Genomic DNA, 15,369 nt, shown 5'->3' on the forward strand with positions numbered 1-15,369 from the left:
GTCCTGAGCTGGTCCTTCTGGCGCCGCAGACACCAGGCCCGGGCCCGCCGCTGTCACTACGTTCGAAGGGGTGCAGCCGACGAAGTGCGGCTGTAGTACTAGGGCGTGCGCGGAGTGCGACGGGCGAGGTTTCCTCGCTCGTCGCACTCCGCCCTGGCAGGAGGACCGCCATGACCGTCGCCGATCTGGCCGCGGAGCTGTCCCGGTCGCGCCAGCCGTTCGTGCAGGCGACCGTCGTCCGGGCGCAGAAGCCGGCCAGCGCGCACGCCGGCGACACCGCGCTGGTGCGGGCCGACGGCCGCATCGACGGTTTCGTGGGCGGCACCTGCGCGGAGAGCTCGGTGCGCGAGTACGGGCTGATGACCCTGTCGACCCACGAGCCGCTGCTGCTGCGCATCGTCCCCGGCGAGCAGCTGCCCCGGACGTCGGAGGAGGGAGCGGTCACCGTCGCCAACCCCTGCCTCTCGGGCGGCTCGGTCGAGATCTTCCTCGAGCCCCGGGTGCCCGCGCCCCGCCTCCTGGTGGTCGGGGACAGCCCCATCGCCCAGGCGCTGGTCGCGCTCGGCGCTCCGCTCGGGTTCGACGCGGTCGCCGCGGGGGAGGACGACGCGCCGGCCGCGGAGGACGCCGCGCTGGTGGTGGCCTCGCACGGCCGCGGCGAGGAACCGGCGCTCACCGCGGCGCTGCGGCTGGGCGTGCCCTACGTCGGGCTCGTCGCCAGCCGGATCCGCGGGGCCGCGGTGCTCGCCGCCCTCGACGTCCCCGACGACCAGCGGTCCCGGGTGCACAGCCCCGCGGGGCTGGACATCGGCGCGCGCACGGCCGCGGAGATCGCGCTCTCGGTGCTCGCCGAGATCGTGCAGGAGCGGCGGGCCGCCGAGCGCTTCTCCGCCGACCGGCCGGTCGCGGCCTCGCCGGCTGCACCGGCGCGGGCGGTGGACCCGGTGTGCGGGATGGGCGTCGCCGCCGTGGAGGCCTCGCCGCACGCGGAGGTCGGCGGGGTGACGGCGTGGTTCTGCTGCACCGGGTGCCGGGACCGGTACGTGGCCGATCCCGAGCGGTATGCCACGGCCTCCTGAGGAGCACCGGCCGGCGTCCGCCGCGGCGCGGCCGGGTGCCGAGGAGGACGTGCGGCTGCGCTTGCCGGACGTGGCCACGCTGACCGCGGCCCTGGCCGAGGTCGGGTACCTCGCCGACCCCGGCCTGGCCACGGCCATGTTCCTCGCGATCCGGCTGCCCCAGCCGCTGCTGCTCGAGGGCGAGCCCGGGGTGGGCAAGACGGAGGCGGCCAAGGCGCTGGCCCGGGTGCTCGACACCCCGCTGCACCGGCTCCAGTGCTTCGAGGGCATCGACGCCGCCGAGGCGCTGTACGAGTGGAACCACCCCCGCCAGCTGCTGGGCATCCGGCTGGCCGAGGCCGCCGGGGCGCCGCTCGCCGAGGACGACCTCTTCGGGGCCGACTACCTGCTGCGCCGGCCGCTGCTGCAGGCCATCGAGCACCCGGGGCCCCGGCCGGCGGTGCTGCTGATCGACGAGATCGACCGGGCCGACGCCGAGTTCGAGGCGTTCACCTTCGAGGTGCTGGCGGAGGCGGCGGTCACCGTGCCGGAGCTCGGCACCATCCGGGCGGTGCACCCGCCGGTCGCCGTCCTCACCTCCAACCGCACCCGCGACCTGCACGACGCGCTCACCCGCCGCTGCCTCTACCACTGGATCGACTACCCGGCGCCGGAGCGGGTGGCCGAGATCGTGCGGCGGCGGGTGCCCGGGAGCGCCGAGCCGCTGGCGGAGTCCGCCGCCGCCGCGGTGGGCCGGCTGCGCTCGCTGGACGTGGCCAAGCCGCCCGGCATCGCCGAGGTGATCGACTGGGTCGCGGCGCTCGGCCTGCTCGGGCTCACCGAGCTCGACGCCGCGGCCGTCGAGCGCACCTGGGGCACCGTGCTGAAGAACCGCGACGACCGCGAGCTCGCCGCCGCCCGCGGCGCCGCCTGGCTGGCCGGTGGCTGAGCTGCCGGCCGTCGGCGCGGGCCCGCTGGCGGTGGGGGTGACCACCGCGCTGCGCCGGGCCGGGGTGCCCGTGGCGCCGGACCGGGCCGTGGTCCTGGCCCGGGCCCTGCGGCTGGTGCCGCCGGTCGACCGCAGTGCCCTCTACTGGTCGTGCCGCGTGGCCCTGGTCACCGATCGCGCCCAGCTCCCGGTGTTCGACGCGGTGTTCGCGGCGCTGTTCGACGGGCTGCTCGACCCGGCCGACAGCCGGGGGGACCCGACCGCCCCGCCCGCCGTCGGCAGCGAGCCGCGGACCCGGCCCAGCCCGCCGGACGACCGCCCGGCCGCACCCGGCGGCCCGGGTGCCCCGACCGCCACCGGCGGCGGTGACGGGGAGGCGGACGGCGATCGGGAGGCGCTGCTGGCCGCCGCGTCGGCCGAGGAGCGGCTGCGGCACACGTCCTTCGCCGACCTGGACCCCGGCGAGGTGACACGGGTGCGCGAGCTCGTGCGCCGGCTGGTCCTGCGCACGCCGCCGCGCCGCAGCCGCCGCAACCGGCGCTCGCGCCGCGCGGGGGACGCGCTCGATCTGCGCCGCACCGTGCGGGCCGCCCAGCGCACCGGCGGCGACCCGGCCCGGCTGCTGCACGCCGTCCGGCGGACGACGCCGCGCCGGCTGGTGCTGCTGTGCGACGTCTCCGGCTCCATGGAGCCCTACACCCGGATCTTCCTGACCCTGCTGCAGGGTGCCGTGGCCGGAGCACGGGCCGAGGCGTTCGTCTTCGCCACGCGCCTCACCCGGCTGACCCGGCAGCTGGCCGGCCGCGATCCGGACGCGGCGCTGGCCCGGGCGGCGGCCGCGGCGCCGGACCGGGCCGGCGGCACCCGGCTGGCCGAGGCGGTGACCCGCTTCGTCGCCGACCACGGCCGGCGCGGCCTGGCCCGCGGCGCCGTCGTCGTCGTGCTCTCCGACGGCTGGGCGCAGGACGATCCCGACGACGTCGCCGAGGCGATGCGGCGGCTGCGCCGCCTGGCGCACCGCATCGTCTGGGTCAACCCGCGCAAGGCCGCCCCCGGGTACGCCCCGCTGGTCGGGGGGATGGCGGCGGCCCTGCCGTTCTGCGACGCCTTCGTCAGCGGTCACGACCTCGCCGCGCTCGAGGACGTCGTGGCCGCGGTGGCCGGGCCGCCCGGCTGCTGACGCCCGGGATCAGGCGAGCACGCTGCCGGCCGGGACCCCGCCGGGGACCCCGCGGGCCAGCTCGTCGTCGCGGCGCGAGCCCTTCCACTCGACCATGAGCAGCGAGGCGTCGTCGCTGGTGCGGCCGCCGCGGCCGGTGAGCAGCGCACGGGAGAGCAGGCGCACCGACTCGGCCGGCGGCAGCCGGTCGAGGGCGTTGTCCTCGACGAACTGCCGCAGCCGCTGCTCGCCGAACTGGTCGCCGCCGGCGACCCGCTCCTCCACCACGCCGTCGGTGAAGAACAGCAACCGGTCCCCGGGCCGCAGCTGCGTGGCGTGCACGTGGGGACGGGCGTGCCCGAAGCCGACCGGCCGGGTGACGGGGCCGCTCAGCTCGGCGACCACCCGGCCGCCGCGGATCAGCAGCCCGTCGGGGTGGCCGGCGTTGATCCAGGTCAGGACGCCGGTCACGGTGTCGAGCCGGCCGATCATGGCGGTGGCGAAGCGGCCCGGGAAGGACGCGCCCATGACCTCGTCCATGGCCGCGTACATCTCCGGCAGCGCGCTGCCGTTGAGCCGGCCGTGCCGGTAGGCGGCGATGAGCACGGTGGCCATCGTGGCCGCCTCGACGCCGTGCCCCATGGCGTCGAAGACGGCCAGGTGCAGCGTGCGGTCGTCCAGGGAGTAGTCGAAGCTGTCGCCGCCGACGTCGTAGGCCGGCTCCAGCGCGCCCGCGAGCGCGATGTCGGGCGTGGTCATGACCAGCGGCGGCAGCATCTGCCACTGCAGGTGGGCCGACAGGCTCATCGGGGTGGTCATGCGGGTGCGGGTGAACGTGTCGGTGTAGCCCGACTTGGTGACGACCAGGTCCGCGGTCAGCCCGGCGATGCGCTGGGCGAGCCGCCGGTCGTTGTCGTCGACCTCCGGCAGCGTGAGGGCGAGCACGCCCACCCGGTCCGAGCCGTCGAGCATCGGGACGAACAGGCGCACCGAGCCGTCGGCCTGCGGCACCTCGCAGCGCTGGTCGGTGCGGAACGCCGTCCCCGCGGGGCTGTCGTCGATCGGCTCGGGGCGGCCGACGAGACCGGGGCCCTGCAGCGGCCGCAGGTGCGCGTGCTCGAAGTCCTGCAGGTAGATGGCGACGTCGCGGCCGCCCATCTCGGCGACCTCCTGGGCGACGAGCGGTCCCACCAGGCGCGGCGGCATGAGGTGCGCGCGGTCGAGCAGCGAGCCGAGCAGCCGTTCGCCCAGGCTCTCGCCCCGCGGTCTCCCGTCGGGGTCGGCGAAGCCCAGCCCCGCCAGCTCGTCGTCCGCCGGACGTCGGAGCTGCCTGCCCGCGTGCGCGTCCTGCTGCGTCATCCTTGCCCATCTGGTCGGCCCGCGACGACCGCGGCGCACCGACCCTTCCCCACGCGGGCGGCGAGGACAAGGTGCCCCGGCCGGTCCGCTCCGGCGCGGCCGCGGGCCCGGACGGGCCCGGGGTCGCCCGCGGGGGCGACGGCGTGCGCCGGGCGCCGCAGCGGTGGCGGCCGGCCCGCGGGGTGGTTGGCTGGACCCCTCGCTGATCAGAAGGGGTGCGCGATGTCGATCCTGTCCAGCCTCGCGGAGGCGCTGGCGTCCGGTTCGGTCGAGGTCGTCGACCTCACCGCGCCGCTGTCGTCGGAGACGCCGGTCATCCAGCTGCCGCCGCAGTTCGCGCAGACGGGCCGGTTCGAGCTGCAGGAACTCAGCCGGTACGACGACCGGGGGCCGGCCTGGTACTGGAACGACTTCCGCACCGGCGAGCACACGGGCACCCACTTCGACGCGCCCAACCACTGGGTGACCGGCCGGGACGGCGACGACGTCGCCTCGGTGCCCGCCCGCCGGCTGATCGCCCCCGCCGCCGTCCTGGACTTCTCCGCCCAGGCGGCCGAGGACCCCGACTTCCTGCTCGAGGTCGAGCACGTGCGGGCCTGGGAGGCCGAGCACGGGCCGCTGCCGCAGGGTGGCTGGCTGCTGTACCGCACCGGCTGGGACGCGCGCTCGACCTCGCAGGAGAAGTTCCTCAACGCCGACGAGACCGGGCCGCACACGCCCGGCATCTCGCCCGCGTGCGCCCGCTGGCTGGCCGAGGAGGCGCCGGTCGTCGGGCTGGGCGTGGAGACGGTGGGGACCGACGCGGGGGCCGCGCACTCCTTCGACCCGCCTTTCCCCTGCCACGCGGCGCTCATGGGCAGCGACAAGTACGGGCTGACCCAGCTGCAGAACCTCGACCGGCTCCCGCCGACCGGGGCGCTGCTGGTGGCCGGGCCGCTGCCGATCGTGTCGGGCTCCGGCTCGCCCGCACGGGTCCTGGCGCTGGTCGAGCGCTGATGACGGTCGCGCGGGCGGTCGGGGAGACGCTGGTCCGCTGCGGCGTCGGCACCGTCGTCGGGGTCGTGGGCTCGGGCAACTTCCACGTGACCAACGCGATGATCGCCGCCGGTGCCCGCTACGTCGCCGCCCGGCACGAGGGCGGCGCGGCCACGATCGCCGACGCGTACGCGCGGACCAGCGGGCGGACGGCGGCGCTCAGCCTGCACCAGGGCTGCGGCCTCACCAACGCGCTCACCGGCATCACCGAGGCGGCGAAGAGCCGCACCCCGCTGGTAGTGGTGACGGCGGAGGCGACCTCCCCGCGGTCGAACTTCGCCGTCGACCAGGCCGCGCTGGCCGAGGCGGTCGGCGCGGTCCCCGTGCGGGTGACCTCGGCCGCGCGGGCGCGCGAGGTCGCCGCCGGGGCGGTCGCCACGGCGCGGGACGAGCGGCGGGTCGTCGTCCTCAACCTGCCGCTGGACGTGCAGGCCGAGGCGGCGCCCGGTGGGGACGCGCCGGCGCCGCCGGCGGCGCCGGCGCCCCCGCCGCCGGACCCCGCGGAGGTGGCCCGGCTGGCCGGGGCGCTGCGGTCGGCGCGGCGGCCGGTGTTCGTCGCCGGCCGCGGCGCCCGCGGGTACCGGACCGAGCTGGCCGCGCTGGCCGACCGGTGCGGCGCGCTGCTCGCCACGTCCGCGGTGGCCCGGGGGCTGTTCCGCGGCGAGCCGTGGGACCTCGACGTCTCCGGCGGCTTCGCCACCCCGCTCGCCGCGGAGCTCATCTCCGGTGCGGACCTGGTCGTCGGCTGGGGCTGCGCGCTGAACATGTGGACGATGCGGCACGGGCGGCTGATCGCCGACGGCGCCGTCGTCGCCCAGGTGGACCTGGAGGCGGCGGCGCTCGGGGCGCAGCGCGCCATCGACGTCGGGGTCGTGGGCGACGTCGGGGAGGTGGCCCGGGCCGTCGCCGGCGCGCTCGGGGACCCGGTGCCCGGCTACCGGACCGACGAGGTGCGCGCCGCGCTCGCCGTGCGGAGGCGCTGGCGGGACGAGCCGTACGACGACGCCGGCGGCAGCGGCCGGATCGACCCGCGGACCCTGACGATCGCGCTGGACGACCTGCTGCCGGCCGAGCGGGTCGTGGCCGTCGACTCCGGCAACTTCATGGGCTACCCGAGCACGTTCCTCGACGTCCCCGACGAGCACGGGTCCTGCTTCACCCAGGCGTTCCAGTCCGTGGGTCTGGGGCTGGCCACGGCGATCGGCGCGGCGCTCGCCCGGCCCGACCGGCTGCCGGTGGCCGCGCTGGGGGACGGCGGGGCGCTCATGGGCGCCTCCGAGCTGGAGACGGTCGTCCGGCTGGGGCTGCCGATGGTCGTCGTGGTGTACGACGACGCCGGCTACGGCGCGGAGGTGCACCACTTCGGCCCGGACGGCCACCCGCTGGACACGGTCCGGTTCCCGGAGACCGACTTCGCGGCCATCGCCCGCGGCCACGGGTTCGCCGCGGTGACCGTGCGGGACGCGGGCGACCTGGCGCCGGTGGGTGAGTGGCTGGCCGGGGATCGCGCGGCGCCGCTGCTCGTGGACGCGAAGGTGGCCCGCGACCAGCCGTCGTGGTGGCTGGAGGAGGCGTTCCGCGGGCACTGACCCGTGCCGGCCGTCGCACCCGCGTGGCATCATCGAACGCACGTTCGACTCCCGCCCCGGAGGTGCCGATGACCACCGTCGCGTCCGCCCACCTGCCCGCCGGGGAGACGGTCCTGACGACCGACGTCGTCGGCACGGACTTCGGCCTCCCGCTGGTGCAGCCCGCGCGGGCGCGGCGGGGGAGCCGGGCCAGAGTGGTGCGCGGGCGCTGCCGGGCGCGCGGTGGCGTGGTCGTGTGGTTCACCGACGGCACCAAGAGCCCGCCGCTGCACGGGCGCACCGTGTGGACCGTGGCCGACGACGGTGCGGATCCGGAGGCGCCCGGGCTGTGGTGAGGAGGGTCGACAGGTCGCGCACAACGCGTCTTCGGGTCAGGCTGTGGCCGTGAGGATCCTGGTGACCGGCGCGTCGGGGTTCGTGGGCAGCCGGCTGGCCACCGCGCTGGCCGAGGCCGGGCACGACGTCCGGGCGATGACCCGGCGGCCGGAGCGGTACGAGGGAGCCGGCACCCCGGTCGCCGGCGACGTCGGCGACGAGGCGTCGTTGCGGGCGGCGCTGGACGGCTGCCAGGCGGCCTACTACCTGGTGCACTCCCTCGGGGACGCGGACTTCGAGCGCAAGGACGCCGACGCCGCCCGGGCCTTCGCCCGCGCCGCCGCCGCGGCCGGGGTGGGCCGGATGGTCTACCTCGGCGGGCTCGGCCGGGACGGTGACGACCTGTCCCGGCACCTGCGCAGCCGGCGCGAGGTCGAGCGGCTGCTGGGCAGCACCGGCGTGCCGGTGACGGTGATCCGCGCGGGCATCGTGGTCGGCCACGGTGGGGTGTCGTGGGAGATGACCCGCCAGCTGGTGGCGCACCTGCCGGCGATGGTCACCCCGCGCTGGGTGAGCACCCGCACCCAGCCGATCGCCGTCGCCGACGTCGTCCGGTACCTGGTCGGCGTCCTGGAGGCGCCGGAGGCCGAGGGGCGCGTGTTCGAGGTGGGCGGGCCGGAGGTGCTCACCTACCTGCAGATGCTGACCCGGGTCGCCGAGATCCAGAACCGGCACATGTTCGTCGTCCCGGTGCCGCTGCTCAGCCCCCGGCTGTCCTCGCGCTGGCTGGCCCTGGTCACCGACGTCGACCTGACCACCGGCCGCTCGCTCATCGACTCCATGACCAACGAGGTGGTCGTCACCGACGACGCCATCCGTTCGGTCGTCCCCTTCGACGTGATGGACTACGACGAGATGGTCATGACCGCCCTGGTCGAACGGGCGCGGGAACGCCGGCAGCAGCAGGCCGGCGAGCGCCGCGGCGGGTGGCTGAGCCGGGGGGCGCGGCGGTGAGCCGGTTGCGGGCCCGGGCCCTGCGCGCGGCCGGGCCGCTGCTGCGCAGCGTCCCGCGCGACCACTGGCAGTCCGCGGCGGACTTCCGGCGCCGCCGCCGGGTCACCGGCGCCGTGGCGGTGACCGGGGCGTCGCTGCTCGGGTTGTCGCTGTCGACGCCGCCGGGCTCGCCGCGGTTCTACGGGCTCAGCCTCGGGGTCGCGGCCACCTGGGTGGCCGGGGGGCTGGCGTCGGGGCCGCTGCACCTGGGCCGGATGTTCGGCCGGGGGGACCGGCTGCGCCGGCCCGTGACGACACCGGTGGTCTCGGGTGTCGGCGCCTTCGGCGCCTTCTACGCCGCGGCCCTGGTCGCCCGTCGCATCCCGGTGCTGGACCGGGCGATCGGCTCGGTCCTCAGCTACGCCGACCAGGGGTCGGCGCCGCTGGTGCTCACGACCACGCTGGCCAACGGGGTCGCCGAGGAGGTGTTCTTCCGCGGCGCGCTGTACGCGGCGGCTGCGCGGCGGCCGGTCCTGGTGTCGACCGCGGTGTACGGGCTGGCCACCACGGCGACCCGCAACCCCGCGCTGGTGCTGGCCAGCGTCCCGATGGGCCTGCTGTTCGCCCAGCAGCGCCGGGTCACCGGCGGGATCCAGGCGCCGGTGCTCACGCACGTGGTGTGGTCGTCGCTGATGCTGCGGTACCTGCCCCCGCTGTTCGCCGACCGGCTGGCGGTGGAGCGCTCGCCCCTGCGCGGGTGAGACCCGGGGATCCGGCCGGCCGACCGGACCCCCGGGCGGTCATCGGCGGCGCCGGACCAGGACGGCCACCAGCACCGCTGCGACGCCGACCGCGGCGAGCAGGCGTCGCCCGCGCCCGGCGGCGACCACCACCGCGGCGGCGCCGGGCCGGACCAGCCGGGTGCCCAGCAGCAGCCCCCCGGCGGCCGAGTCGACGCCGGCGCCGGCGACGGCCACCGGCCGCGTGGGCGACTCCAGGTGCGCGGTGATCCCGCGCGCGGCCAGGGCCTCGGCGAGGCCGCCGAGGTCCCGGCGGCCGGGGGCCACCCCGCTGCGCGCGGTGGCGGCCTCCCGCACCCGGGTGACGAAGGTGCCGACGTCGTCGGCGACGATCCGGACCTGCGTGCCCTCGGCGTGCACCTGCACGCCGACCCCGTCCACGTCCAGCGACAGCTCGCCGGACAGGTGCAGGGGGCCGAGCGGGTCGGTCATCCCCGGGCGGCGTTCTCGGCGGTCGTGATGCGCAGGGTGCCGTTGAGCCGCCACACCGCTCGCGGCGCCTCCGGACCGGTCTCGCGCGGCACCTCGACCACCATGTCCACGAACTCGTAGTTGATCGCGGCGCCCTTGCCGGTCAGGTAGGCCCACATCTCCTTGCCGAGGTCGGCGAAGCTGGTGGTCTCGTGGCTCTTGATGTCCCGCGAGCCGGTCGCGGCGTCCTGGCTGGTCATGCTCATGGCTCGGTCTCTCCTCGCACGTCGGGGTGGCCGCCGGCACGCGCCGACGCCGGTGTCGCGCTACCCGGTCGTGCGGCACCCGAACCCGACGGCGCGCCGCCGTCACAGCAGGGACAGGTCCAGCTGCTCGGACAGCAGGTGCAGGGCGGCCCGGCCGGCCCGCGAGTTGCCCTTGTCGTCCAGCGGCGGGGACCACGCGCAGATGCCGAAGCGCCCGGGCACGTCGCCCATGACCGCCCCGGCCACCCCGCTCTTGCAGGGGAAGCCCAGGTCGTAGGCGAACTGCCCCGCCGCGTCGTAGGTGCCGCAGGTCAGCATCAGCGCGTTGACCCGCCGGGCGAGGGGCTCGGAGAGCACCGGGGTGCCCGTGCGCGGGTCCACCCCGTCGTTGGCGAGCCAGCGCGCGGCGCGGGCCAGCGTCCGGGTGGTCACGGTGAGCGAGCACAGCCGCAGGTAGAGGTCGACGACCTCGTCCACGGGGTGGTGGACGTTGCCGAACGAGTGCATGAGGTGGCCGATGGCCCGGTTGAGCGAGCTGCTCTCCCGCTCGGCGTCCAGTGCGGTGCCGTCCACCCTGGCCTCCTCGCCGGTCAGGTCGGCGAGGAGCCCCGCCACGGCGCCGAACGGGTCGTCGGCGGCGGCCAGGAGGACGTCGCAGACGACCAGGGCCCCGGCGTTGATGAACGGGTTGCGCGGCAGGCCCTTCTCGTGCTCCAGCTGGATCAGGGAGTTGAACGGGTCGCCGGAGGGCTCGCGGCCCACCCGCTCGAACAGGTCCTCGCCCACGAGCTGCAGCGCCGCGGTGAGCGCGAAGACCTTCACCACGCTCTGCACCGCGAAGCCGACGTCGGCGTCGCCGCTGACGGACTCCTCCCCGTGCAGGTCCGACAGCGCGAGGGCGAAGCGGGTCTCCTCGGCCGACGGCAGCTCCTCAGGCTGGTCCTCGACCTCGCCCTCCGCGGCGAGGTGCCGGGTCCGGTCGACGATCGCGGCGAGGGTCTGCTCGAGGTCGGTCGGCGCGCCGGTCGGAGCATCGGAGGCAGCATCGGAGGCGGGAGGAGAGGCAGGGGACGAGGAGGGCATGCCGCCTCGCTACCCGTCGCCCCGGCACGGACACGCCGGGCGGCGCGGGGCTCAGCTGAAGCGGGCGGGGACGATCCGGCCGCCCACGGGGCGGGCGTGGTGGGACCGGTGCAGGTCGCGGACGACGAAGGAGCGCACGACGAAGCGCTGGTGGCCGTCGTACCGGGGCCGGAACGCCGACCGGCCGTGGACGGCGCGGCGGTTGTCCAGCAGCAGGAGGTCGCCCGGGGCGAGGACGTGCTCGCGCCGGTGCGCGCAGTAGAGGTCGATGAGCTCACCGAGCAGCTCCTGCGCCTCCGGGGTGACGCCGCGCTGCAGGTCCTGGTCGAACCGGAACGTCGGGTCGTCGTCGGGACCGGTGAGGACGGGGAAGGGGCCGCGCACGTCGCCGTCGACGAACGCGTCTCCGCGCAGGCGGAAGCTCTCGTCCACCTCGAAGGTCCACAGCGGCCGGCGCAGGAGCTCCTCCTGCGCCCGGGTGAGGTGGGGCAGCAGGTCGGTGGCGGGGAAGACGTAGGTGGCCGCCGCCGGGTCGCCGCGCAGGCACAGCAGGGAGACGACGTCGGGCGCCAGCGCGCTGAAGCTCTGCTCGGTGTGCGCCTCGAGGACCACGCGCGAGCTCAGCGACGTCTGGGTGTCGGCCATCGTGGGGGAGGGGACCATGTCCTGGAACAGGCGCCCGCCCGCCTCGGCCTCGTACCCGATCATCTGCCCCAGGCAGCTGTTCACGACCGCCTGGACGCGGGCGGCCTCGGTGGTCTCCCCGACGTGGGAGCGGTTGTCCTGCGGGGTCGGGGGCACGTCGCGGACCGGCAGCCCGTGCAGCACGAGGATCCCGCTGGCGCTGCCGTGCAGGTCGAAGCAGTGCAGGACGTCCCACAGCGGCTCGGGGACGCGGCGCGCCGCGCGGGTGGCCTGCTCGGCGAAGCCGGCCGGATCGGTGGCCGGGTCGGCGGTGACCGTCGCCGCCAGCTCCACGAGCCCGGAGATCTCGTCGGGCGTGAGCGCGCGGCTGTCGGGGGCCACCGTTCGGCGGGTCATCGGGTCCTCCGCATCTGTTCCGGTCACCGCAGACGGTATCCGCAGGACGCCGCCGGCAGGGGTGCGCCGAGCCGGTGGTCCCCCGGCAGGGGGGCTGCGACGGCTGGCAGGGTGGACGGCATGGTCGATCCCGCCCCCCTCGTCGTGGTCACCGGTGCCAACGGGCTGGTGGGCCGCGCCGTGTGCCGGGCGCTCGCTGCACGGTCCGCGCGGGTCCGCGCCGTCGTCCGCCGGCCCGGGACCGCACCGGCCCTGCCCGGCGTCACCGAGCACGTCGGCGACCCGGCCGACGCCGCCTGCACCCGGTCGGTGGTCGAGGGCGCCGACGCGGTGGTCACGACGGTCCACCCGATGGGCTCGCCGCGGGAGGAGCAGCACCGCGTGGGCGTCGCGGGGACGGCGGCACTGGCCCGGGCCGCCCGGGACGCCGGTGTGGCCCGGCTGGTGCACCTCTCCACGGCCGGCGTCCACGAACGCGGGCCCGGCGTCGGCGACGTCGCCGAGGACGGCGCGCTGCTGCCCCACGGCAGCGGCGACTACCCGGACACCAAGAAGGCGGCCGAGAGAGCCCTCGCGGAGGTCGGCGGCCTGACGACCGTGCTCGTCCGGCCGCCGGCGATCCTGGGCGCCGGCGACACCTCGGTGTGGAACACGCTGCGCCCCCGGGCGCTGCGCGACGGCCGGCGCCGGGAGAACCCGGCGCGCAGCTGGCCCTGGGTGCACGTGGACGACCTGGCGGCGCTGGTCGCCGGGGTGGCGGCCGGCGCGGTCGCGACCGCGGACGACCCCCGGCGCGGCCCCGTCGCCGGCGGCACGACGGCGGTGCTCGTGGCGGGCGAGCCGGCCACCTGGGGCGACTACCTGGGCACGGTCTGCGGCGCGCTGGGCGTCGAGCCGGAGTGGACCGACGAGCCGGTCTGGACCGGGCGGCTGCGCACCGACCGCGCGCGTGGCTGGGGCTGGTCGCCGCGCGTCCCCCTCGCGCAGGCCCTCGACGAGCTGCGGCGCGGACTGGCGCCGCGCGGCTGACGACGGCCGGGTGTCCGGCGCGCCCGGGCGGTGGGAGCATCCGGCCATGACCGGCACACCGCCTCGCCGCAGCGGGACGGAGGAGCCGGCGTCGCCGGCGCTGCGGATGGGGACGCCGCAGGCCCGCTGGGTGCTGCTGGCGACGGTGCTGGGATCGAGCCTGGCGATGCTCGACGCGACGGTGGTCAACGTCGCCCTCGAGCGGATCGGCACCGACCTGGGCGCCGGTTTCTCCGGGCTGCAGTGGACCGTCAACGCCTACACGCTGACCCTGGCCTCGCTCATCCTGCTCGGCGGGTCGCTGAGCGACCGGTTCGGCCGTCGCCGGGTGTTCGTCGTCGGGGTCTGCTGGTTCGCCGCCGCGTCGCTGCTGTGCGGGCTGGCCTGGGACGTCGAGACCCTGATCGCGGCGCGGGCGCTGCAGGGGGTCGGCGGCGCGCTGATGACCCCGGGGAGCCTCGCGATCATCTCGGCGTCCTTCGCCGGCGCCGACCGCGCGGCCGCGGTGGGGGCGTGGTCCGGGCTGGGCGGGGTCGCCGGTGCGGTCGGCCCCTTCCTGGGCGGGTGGCTGGTCCAGTGGAACTGGCGCGCGGTCTTCCTGCTCAACCTGCCGCTGGCGCTGCTCGTCGTCCTCGTCGCCACGCGCCACGTCCCCGAGAGCCGCGACCCCGAGGCCGCGCCGCACCTGGACCTGACCGGCACCGCCCTGGTCACGCTGGCCCTCGGCGCGCTGACGTACGCGCTGACGGCGGCCGGAGGGGATGCCGGCCCGGTCGCGGTGGGGTCCGTCGCGGCCGTCGGCGTCCTGTCGCTGCTGCTCTTCGTCCGGGTGGAGCTCCGCTCGCCACACCCCCTGGTCCCGCCGGTGCTGTTCGGCGACCGCCGGTTCACCGCGGCGACCCTCACCACCCTGCTCGTGTACGCCGCCCTCGGCGCGGTGTTCGTGCTGCTGGTGCTGCACCTGCAGGTGGTGGCCGGGTTCAGCCCGCTGCTGGCCGGCACCGCGCTGCTGCCGGTGACCGTGCTGATGCTGCTGTTCTCCGCGCGCGTCGGTGCGCTCGCCCAGCGGATCGGCCCGCGCCCCCTCCTGACCGCCGGGCCGCTGGTCGCCGCGGGCGGGGTGCTGCTCATGCTGCGGATCGGGCCGGACGCCTCCTACGCAGCCGACGTGCTGCCGGCCACCGTCGTGTTCGGGGCCGGGCTGACGCTGCTGGTCGCGCCGCTGACCGCGACCGTGCTGGCCTCGGCCGAGGACCGCTACGCGGGGGTCGCCTCGGGGGTCAACAACGCCGTGGCCCGGGCGGCGGGTCTGCTGGCGGTCGCCGTCGTCCCGGTCGTGGCCGGGATCGGCGGGGACGACTACACCGACCCGTCGGCCTTCGCCGACGGGTTCCGCGTGGCCGTGCTCGTCCTCGCCGGGCTGCTCGTGGCGGGGGCGGCGGTGTCGGCGGCCCTGATCGGCGGCCGGGAGCTGACGGCGCCCCGGCCCGCGCCCGGGCGCATCGCGGTCGAGGAGTGCCTGCACTGCGGCGTGACCGGCCCGCAGGTCCACCCGGCGACCGGGACGGCCGGCCCCCGCGGCCCCGGCGGCTGAGGGCCCCGGGGCCGAGGGGTGGGGGTGCCCCCTGCCCCCGGTCAGGGCCGGGTCCCGGGTCTTCCCGGATGTGCCGGTGGCGGTCGCACCGGGAGCCTGGGCCCATGGCAGCGACGGCCCCGACCACCCGGCCCGCGGACGGCGGCCCCGCTCCGCGACCACGCCTGGTCGGCTGGCTGGCCGGCGACCTGCCGTCGGCGCAGCTGGTGCGGTTCGCGCTCGTCGGGGGATCGGCCAACCTGGTCTACGCCGGCCTGTTCCTCGTGCTGGCCGGGCTGGGGGAGCAGCGGGCCAACCTGGTCGGTGTGCTGGTCTCCACCGCGCTGGCCAACGAGCTGCACCGCCGGCTGAGCTTCCGGGCCGGCGACCGGGTCGGGTGGGCGACGGCCCAGTGGACCGGGGGCGGGCTGGCCGTCGTCGGGCTGGGGACGTCCGGCGTCACGCTCGCCGCGCTGGCGGCGGGGCCCGCCCCGGCCGATCCCCTCGTGTCGGTGCTCGCCGTGTGCGCGGTCAGCGGCGCCGTCGGGCTGGCCCGCTTCGCCGGTCTGCGCTGGGTGCTCGTCGTCCGCCCGGGCCGGAGGCCTCCGGCGCTAGTGGTCCCCGTCGTTGAAACATCGGGGGTCTGAGATCCAGGCGGTGGGGTCGTTGAGGTAGAGGCCGCAGGCGCAGTCGAGGGCTTCTTCGGCGG

The 15,369-nt window shown here is 76.9% G+C and carries 16 protein-coding genes; 11 read left to right on the forward strand and 5 right to left on the reverse strand.

Going from position 1 to position 15,369, the window contains the following annotated elements:
• The first annotated feature begins 170 nt into the window (after nucleotides 1-170).
• The 3 genes from ACK586_RS24190 to ACK586_RS24200 are packed head-to-tail and all read left to right on the forward strand — an operon-like array spanning nucleotide 171 to nucleotide 3,187.
• Nucleotides 171-1,079 (forward strand): XdhC family protein, encoded by a 909-nt coding sequence (locus tag ACK586_RS24190; RefSeq protein ID WP_409333080.1) that lies wholly within the window; start codon nucleotides 171-173, stop codon nucleotides 1,077-1,079.
• 49 nt (nucleotides 1,080-1,128) lie between these two features.
• The gene (locus ACK586_RS24195; RefSeq protein ID WP_409333081.1) at nucleotides 1,129-2,007 is read left to right on the forward strand and encodes an AAA family ATPase; all 879 of its coding nucleotides are present in this window, start codon (nucleotides 1,129-1,131) and stop codon (nucleotides 2,005-2,007) included.
• Nucleotides 2,000-3,187, forward strand: a complete 1,188-nt coding sequence (locus ACK586_RS24200) for a vWA domain-containing protein (RefSeq protein ID WP_409333082.1) — start codon at nucleotides 2,000-2,002, stop codon at nucleotides 3,185-3,187. Before ACK586_RS24195 ends, ACK586_RS24200 begins: the two co-directional genes overlap by 8 nt.
• 9 nt (nucleotides 3,188-3,196) lie before the next feature.
• Here the strand turns inward: ACK586_RS24200 and ACK586_RS24205 are convergent, their stop codons facing one another.
• The gene (locus ACK586_RS24205) at nucleotides 3,197-4,525 is read right to left on the reverse strand and encodes a PP2C family protein-serine/threonine phosphatase (RefSeq protein ID WP_409333083.1); all 1,329 of its coding nucleotides are present in this window, start codon (nucleotides 4,523-4,525) and stop codon (nucleotides 3,197-3,199) included.
• Nucleotides 4,526-4,747: 222 nt separating this feature from the next.
• On the opposite strand from ACK586_RS24205, the gene ACK586_RS24210 reads away from it, so the two are divergent.
• The 5 genes from ACK586_RS24210 (at nucleotide 4,748) to ACK586_RS24230 (ending at nucleotide 9,218) form a co-directional block, all read left to right on the forward strand.
• Nucleotides 4,748-5,521, forward strand: coding sequence for a cyclase family protein (locus ACK586_RS24210; protein ID WP_409333084.1), 774 nt, complete (start codon nucleotides 4,748-4,750; stop codon nucleotides 5,519-5,521).
• On the forward strand, nucleotides 5,521-7,149 hold the full coding sequence (locus ACK586_RS24215; RefSeq protein WP_409333085.1) for a thiamine pyrophosphate-binding protein: 1,629 nt from the start codon (nucleotides 5,521-5,523) through the stop codon (nucleotides 7,147-7,149). Before ACK586_RS24210 ends, ACK586_RS24215 begins: the two co-directional genes overlap by 1 nt.
• Nucleotides 7,150-7,217: 68 nt before the next feature.
• Nucleotides 7,218-7,484: a hypothetical protein gene (locus ACK586_RS24220; RefSeq protein ID WP_409333086.1), complete on the forward strand. Its 267-nt coding sequence runs from the start codon at nucleotides 7,218-7,220 to the stop codon at nucleotides 7,482-7,484.
• Between the two features lie 49 nt (nucleotides 7,485-7,533).
• Nucleotides 7,534-8,478: an NAD(P)H-binding protein gene (locus ACK586_RS24225; RefSeq protein ID WP_409333087.1), complete on the forward strand. Its 945-nt coding sequence runs from the start codon at nucleotides 7,534-7,536 to the stop codon at nucleotides 8,476-8,478.
• Nucleotides 8,451-9,218, forward strand: a complete 768-nt coding sequence (locus ACK586_RS24230; protein ID WP_409333088.1) for a CPBP family intramembrane glutamic endopeptidase — start codon at nucleotides 8,451-8,453, stop codon at nucleotides 9,216-9,218. The genes ACK586_RS24225 and ACK586_RS24230 overlap by 28 nt, the downstream gene beginning before the upstream one ends.
• Before the next feature lie 39 nt (nucleotides 9,219-9,257).
• Here ACK586_RS24230 and ACK586_RS24235 read toward each other — a convergent pair whose 3' ends face one another.
• The 4 genes from ACK586_RS24235 to ACK586_RS24250 all read right to left on the reverse strand — a co-directional run bounded on the left by ACK586_RS24235 (nucleotide 9,258) and on the right by ACK586_RS24250 (nucleotide 12,058).
• Nucleotides 9,258-9,689 carry a hypothetical protein gene (locus ACK586_RS24235; protein ID WP_409333089.1) on the reverse strand — a complete coding sequence of 144 codons (432 nt, stop codon included), beginning with the start codon at nucleotides 9,687-9,689 and terminating at the stop codon, nucleotides 9,258-9,260.
• Nucleotides 9,686-9,934 carry a hypothetical protein gene (locus ACK586_RS24240; protein WP_409333090.1) on the reverse strand — a complete coding sequence of 83 codons (249 nt, stop codon included), beginning with the start codon at nucleotides 9,932-9,934 and terminating at the stop codon, nucleotides 9,686-9,688. Before ACK586_RS24240 ends, ACK586_RS24235 begins: the two co-directional genes overlap by 4 nt.
• 102 nt (nucleotides 9,935-10,036) lie before the next feature.
• Nucleotides 10,037-11,017, reverse strand: a complete 981-nt coding sequence (gene glsA, locus ACK586_RS24245; RefSeq protein ID WP_409333091.1) for a glutaminase A — start codon at nucleotides 11,015-11,017, stop codon at nucleotides 10,037-10,039.
• A gap of 51 nt (nucleotides 11,018-11,068) precedes the next feature.
• On the reverse strand, nucleotides 11,069-12,058 hold the full coding sequence (locus tag ACK586_RS24250; RefSeq protein ID WP_409333092.1) for a TauD/TfdA family dioxygenase: 990 nt from the start codon (nucleotides 12,056-12,058) through the stop codon (nucleotides 11,069-11,071).
• Nucleotides 12,059-12,178: 120 nt separating this feature from the next.
• Between ACK586_RS24250 and ACK586_RS24255 the strand changes: the two genes are divergently transcribed.
• The 3 genes from ACK586_RS24255 to ACK586_RS24265 all read left to right on the forward strand — a co-directional run bounded on the left by ACK586_RS24255 (nucleotide 12,179) and on the right by ACK586_RS24265 (nucleotide 15,307).
• Entirely contained in the window at nucleotides 12,179-13,087 is a 909-nt protein-coding gene (locus ACK586_RS24255) for an NAD-dependent epimerase/dehydratase family protein (protein WP_409333093.1), read from the forward strand.
• 46 nt (nucleotides 13,088-13,133) lie between these two features.
• Nucleotides 13,134-14,681: an MFS transporter gene (locus ACK586_RS24260; protein ID WP_409333094.1), complete on the forward strand. Its 1,548-nt coding sequence runs from the start codon at nucleotides 13,134-13,136 to the stop codon at nucleotides 14,679-14,681.
• A 104-nt stretch (nucleotides 14,682-14,785) separates the two neighbouring features.
• Entirely contained in the window at nucleotides 14,786-15,307 is a 522-nt protein-coding gene (locus tag ACK586_RS24265; RefSeq protein ID WP_409333095.1) for a GtrA family protein, read from the forward strand.
• Nucleotides 15,308-15,369 lie beyond the last annotated feature (62 nt).

Source organism: Trujillonella humicola (assembly GCF_046233715.1).
Taxonomy (GTDB): domain Bacteria; phylum Actinomycetota; class Actinomycetes; order Mycobacteriales; family Geodermatophilaceae; genus Trujillonella; species Trujillonella humicola.

Coding starts and splice junctions, on each gene's coding strand:
- ACK586_RS24190 (WP_409333080.1), top strand. CDS start 171: ATGACCGTCGCCGATCTGGCCGCGGAGCTGTCCCGGTCGCGCCAGCCG.
- ACK586_RS24205 (WP_409333083.1), bottom strand. CDS start 4,525: ATGACGCAGCAGGACGCGCACGCGGGCAGGCAGCTCCGACGTCCGGCG.
- ACK586_RS24210 (WP_409333084.1), top strand. CDS start 4,748: ATGTCGATCCTGTCCAGCCTCGCGGAGGCGCTGGCGTCCGGTTCGGTC.
- ACK586_RS24215 (WP_409333085.1), top strand. CDS start 5,521: ATGACGGTCGCGCGGGCGGTCGGGGAGACGCTGGTCCGCTGCGGCGTC.
- ACK586_RS24220 (WP_409333086.1), top strand. CDS start 7,218: ATGACCACCGTCGCGTCCGCCCACCTGCCCGCCGGGGAGACGGTCCTG.
- ACK586_RS24235 (WP_409333089.1), bottom strand. CDS start 9,689: ATGACCGACCCGCTCGGCCCCCTGCACCTGTCCGGCGAGCTGTCGCTG.
- ACK586_RS24240 (WP_409333090.1), bottom strand. CDS start 9,934: ATGAGCATGACCAGCCAGGACGCCGCGACCGGCTCGCGGGACATCAAG.
- glsA (WP_409333091.1), bottom strand. CDS start 11,017: ATGCCCTCCTCGTCCCCTGCCTCTCCTCCCGCCTCCGATGCTGCCTCC.
- ACK586_RS24250 (WP_409333092.1), bottom strand. CDS start 12,058: ATGACCCGCCGAACGGTGGCCCCCGACAGCCGCGCGCTCACGCCCGAC.
- ACK586_RS24255 (WP_409333093.1), top strand. CDS start 12,179: ATGGTCGATCCCGCCCCCCTCGTCGTGGTCACCGGTGCCAACGGGCTG.
- ACK586_RS24260 (WP_409333094.1), top strand. CDS start 13,134: ATGACCGGCACACCGCCTCGCCGCAGCGGGACGGAGGAGCCGGCGTCG.
- ACK586_RS24265 (WP_409333095.1), top strand. CDS start 14,786: ATGGCAGCGACGGCCCCGACCACCCGGCCCGCGGACGGCGGCCCCGCT.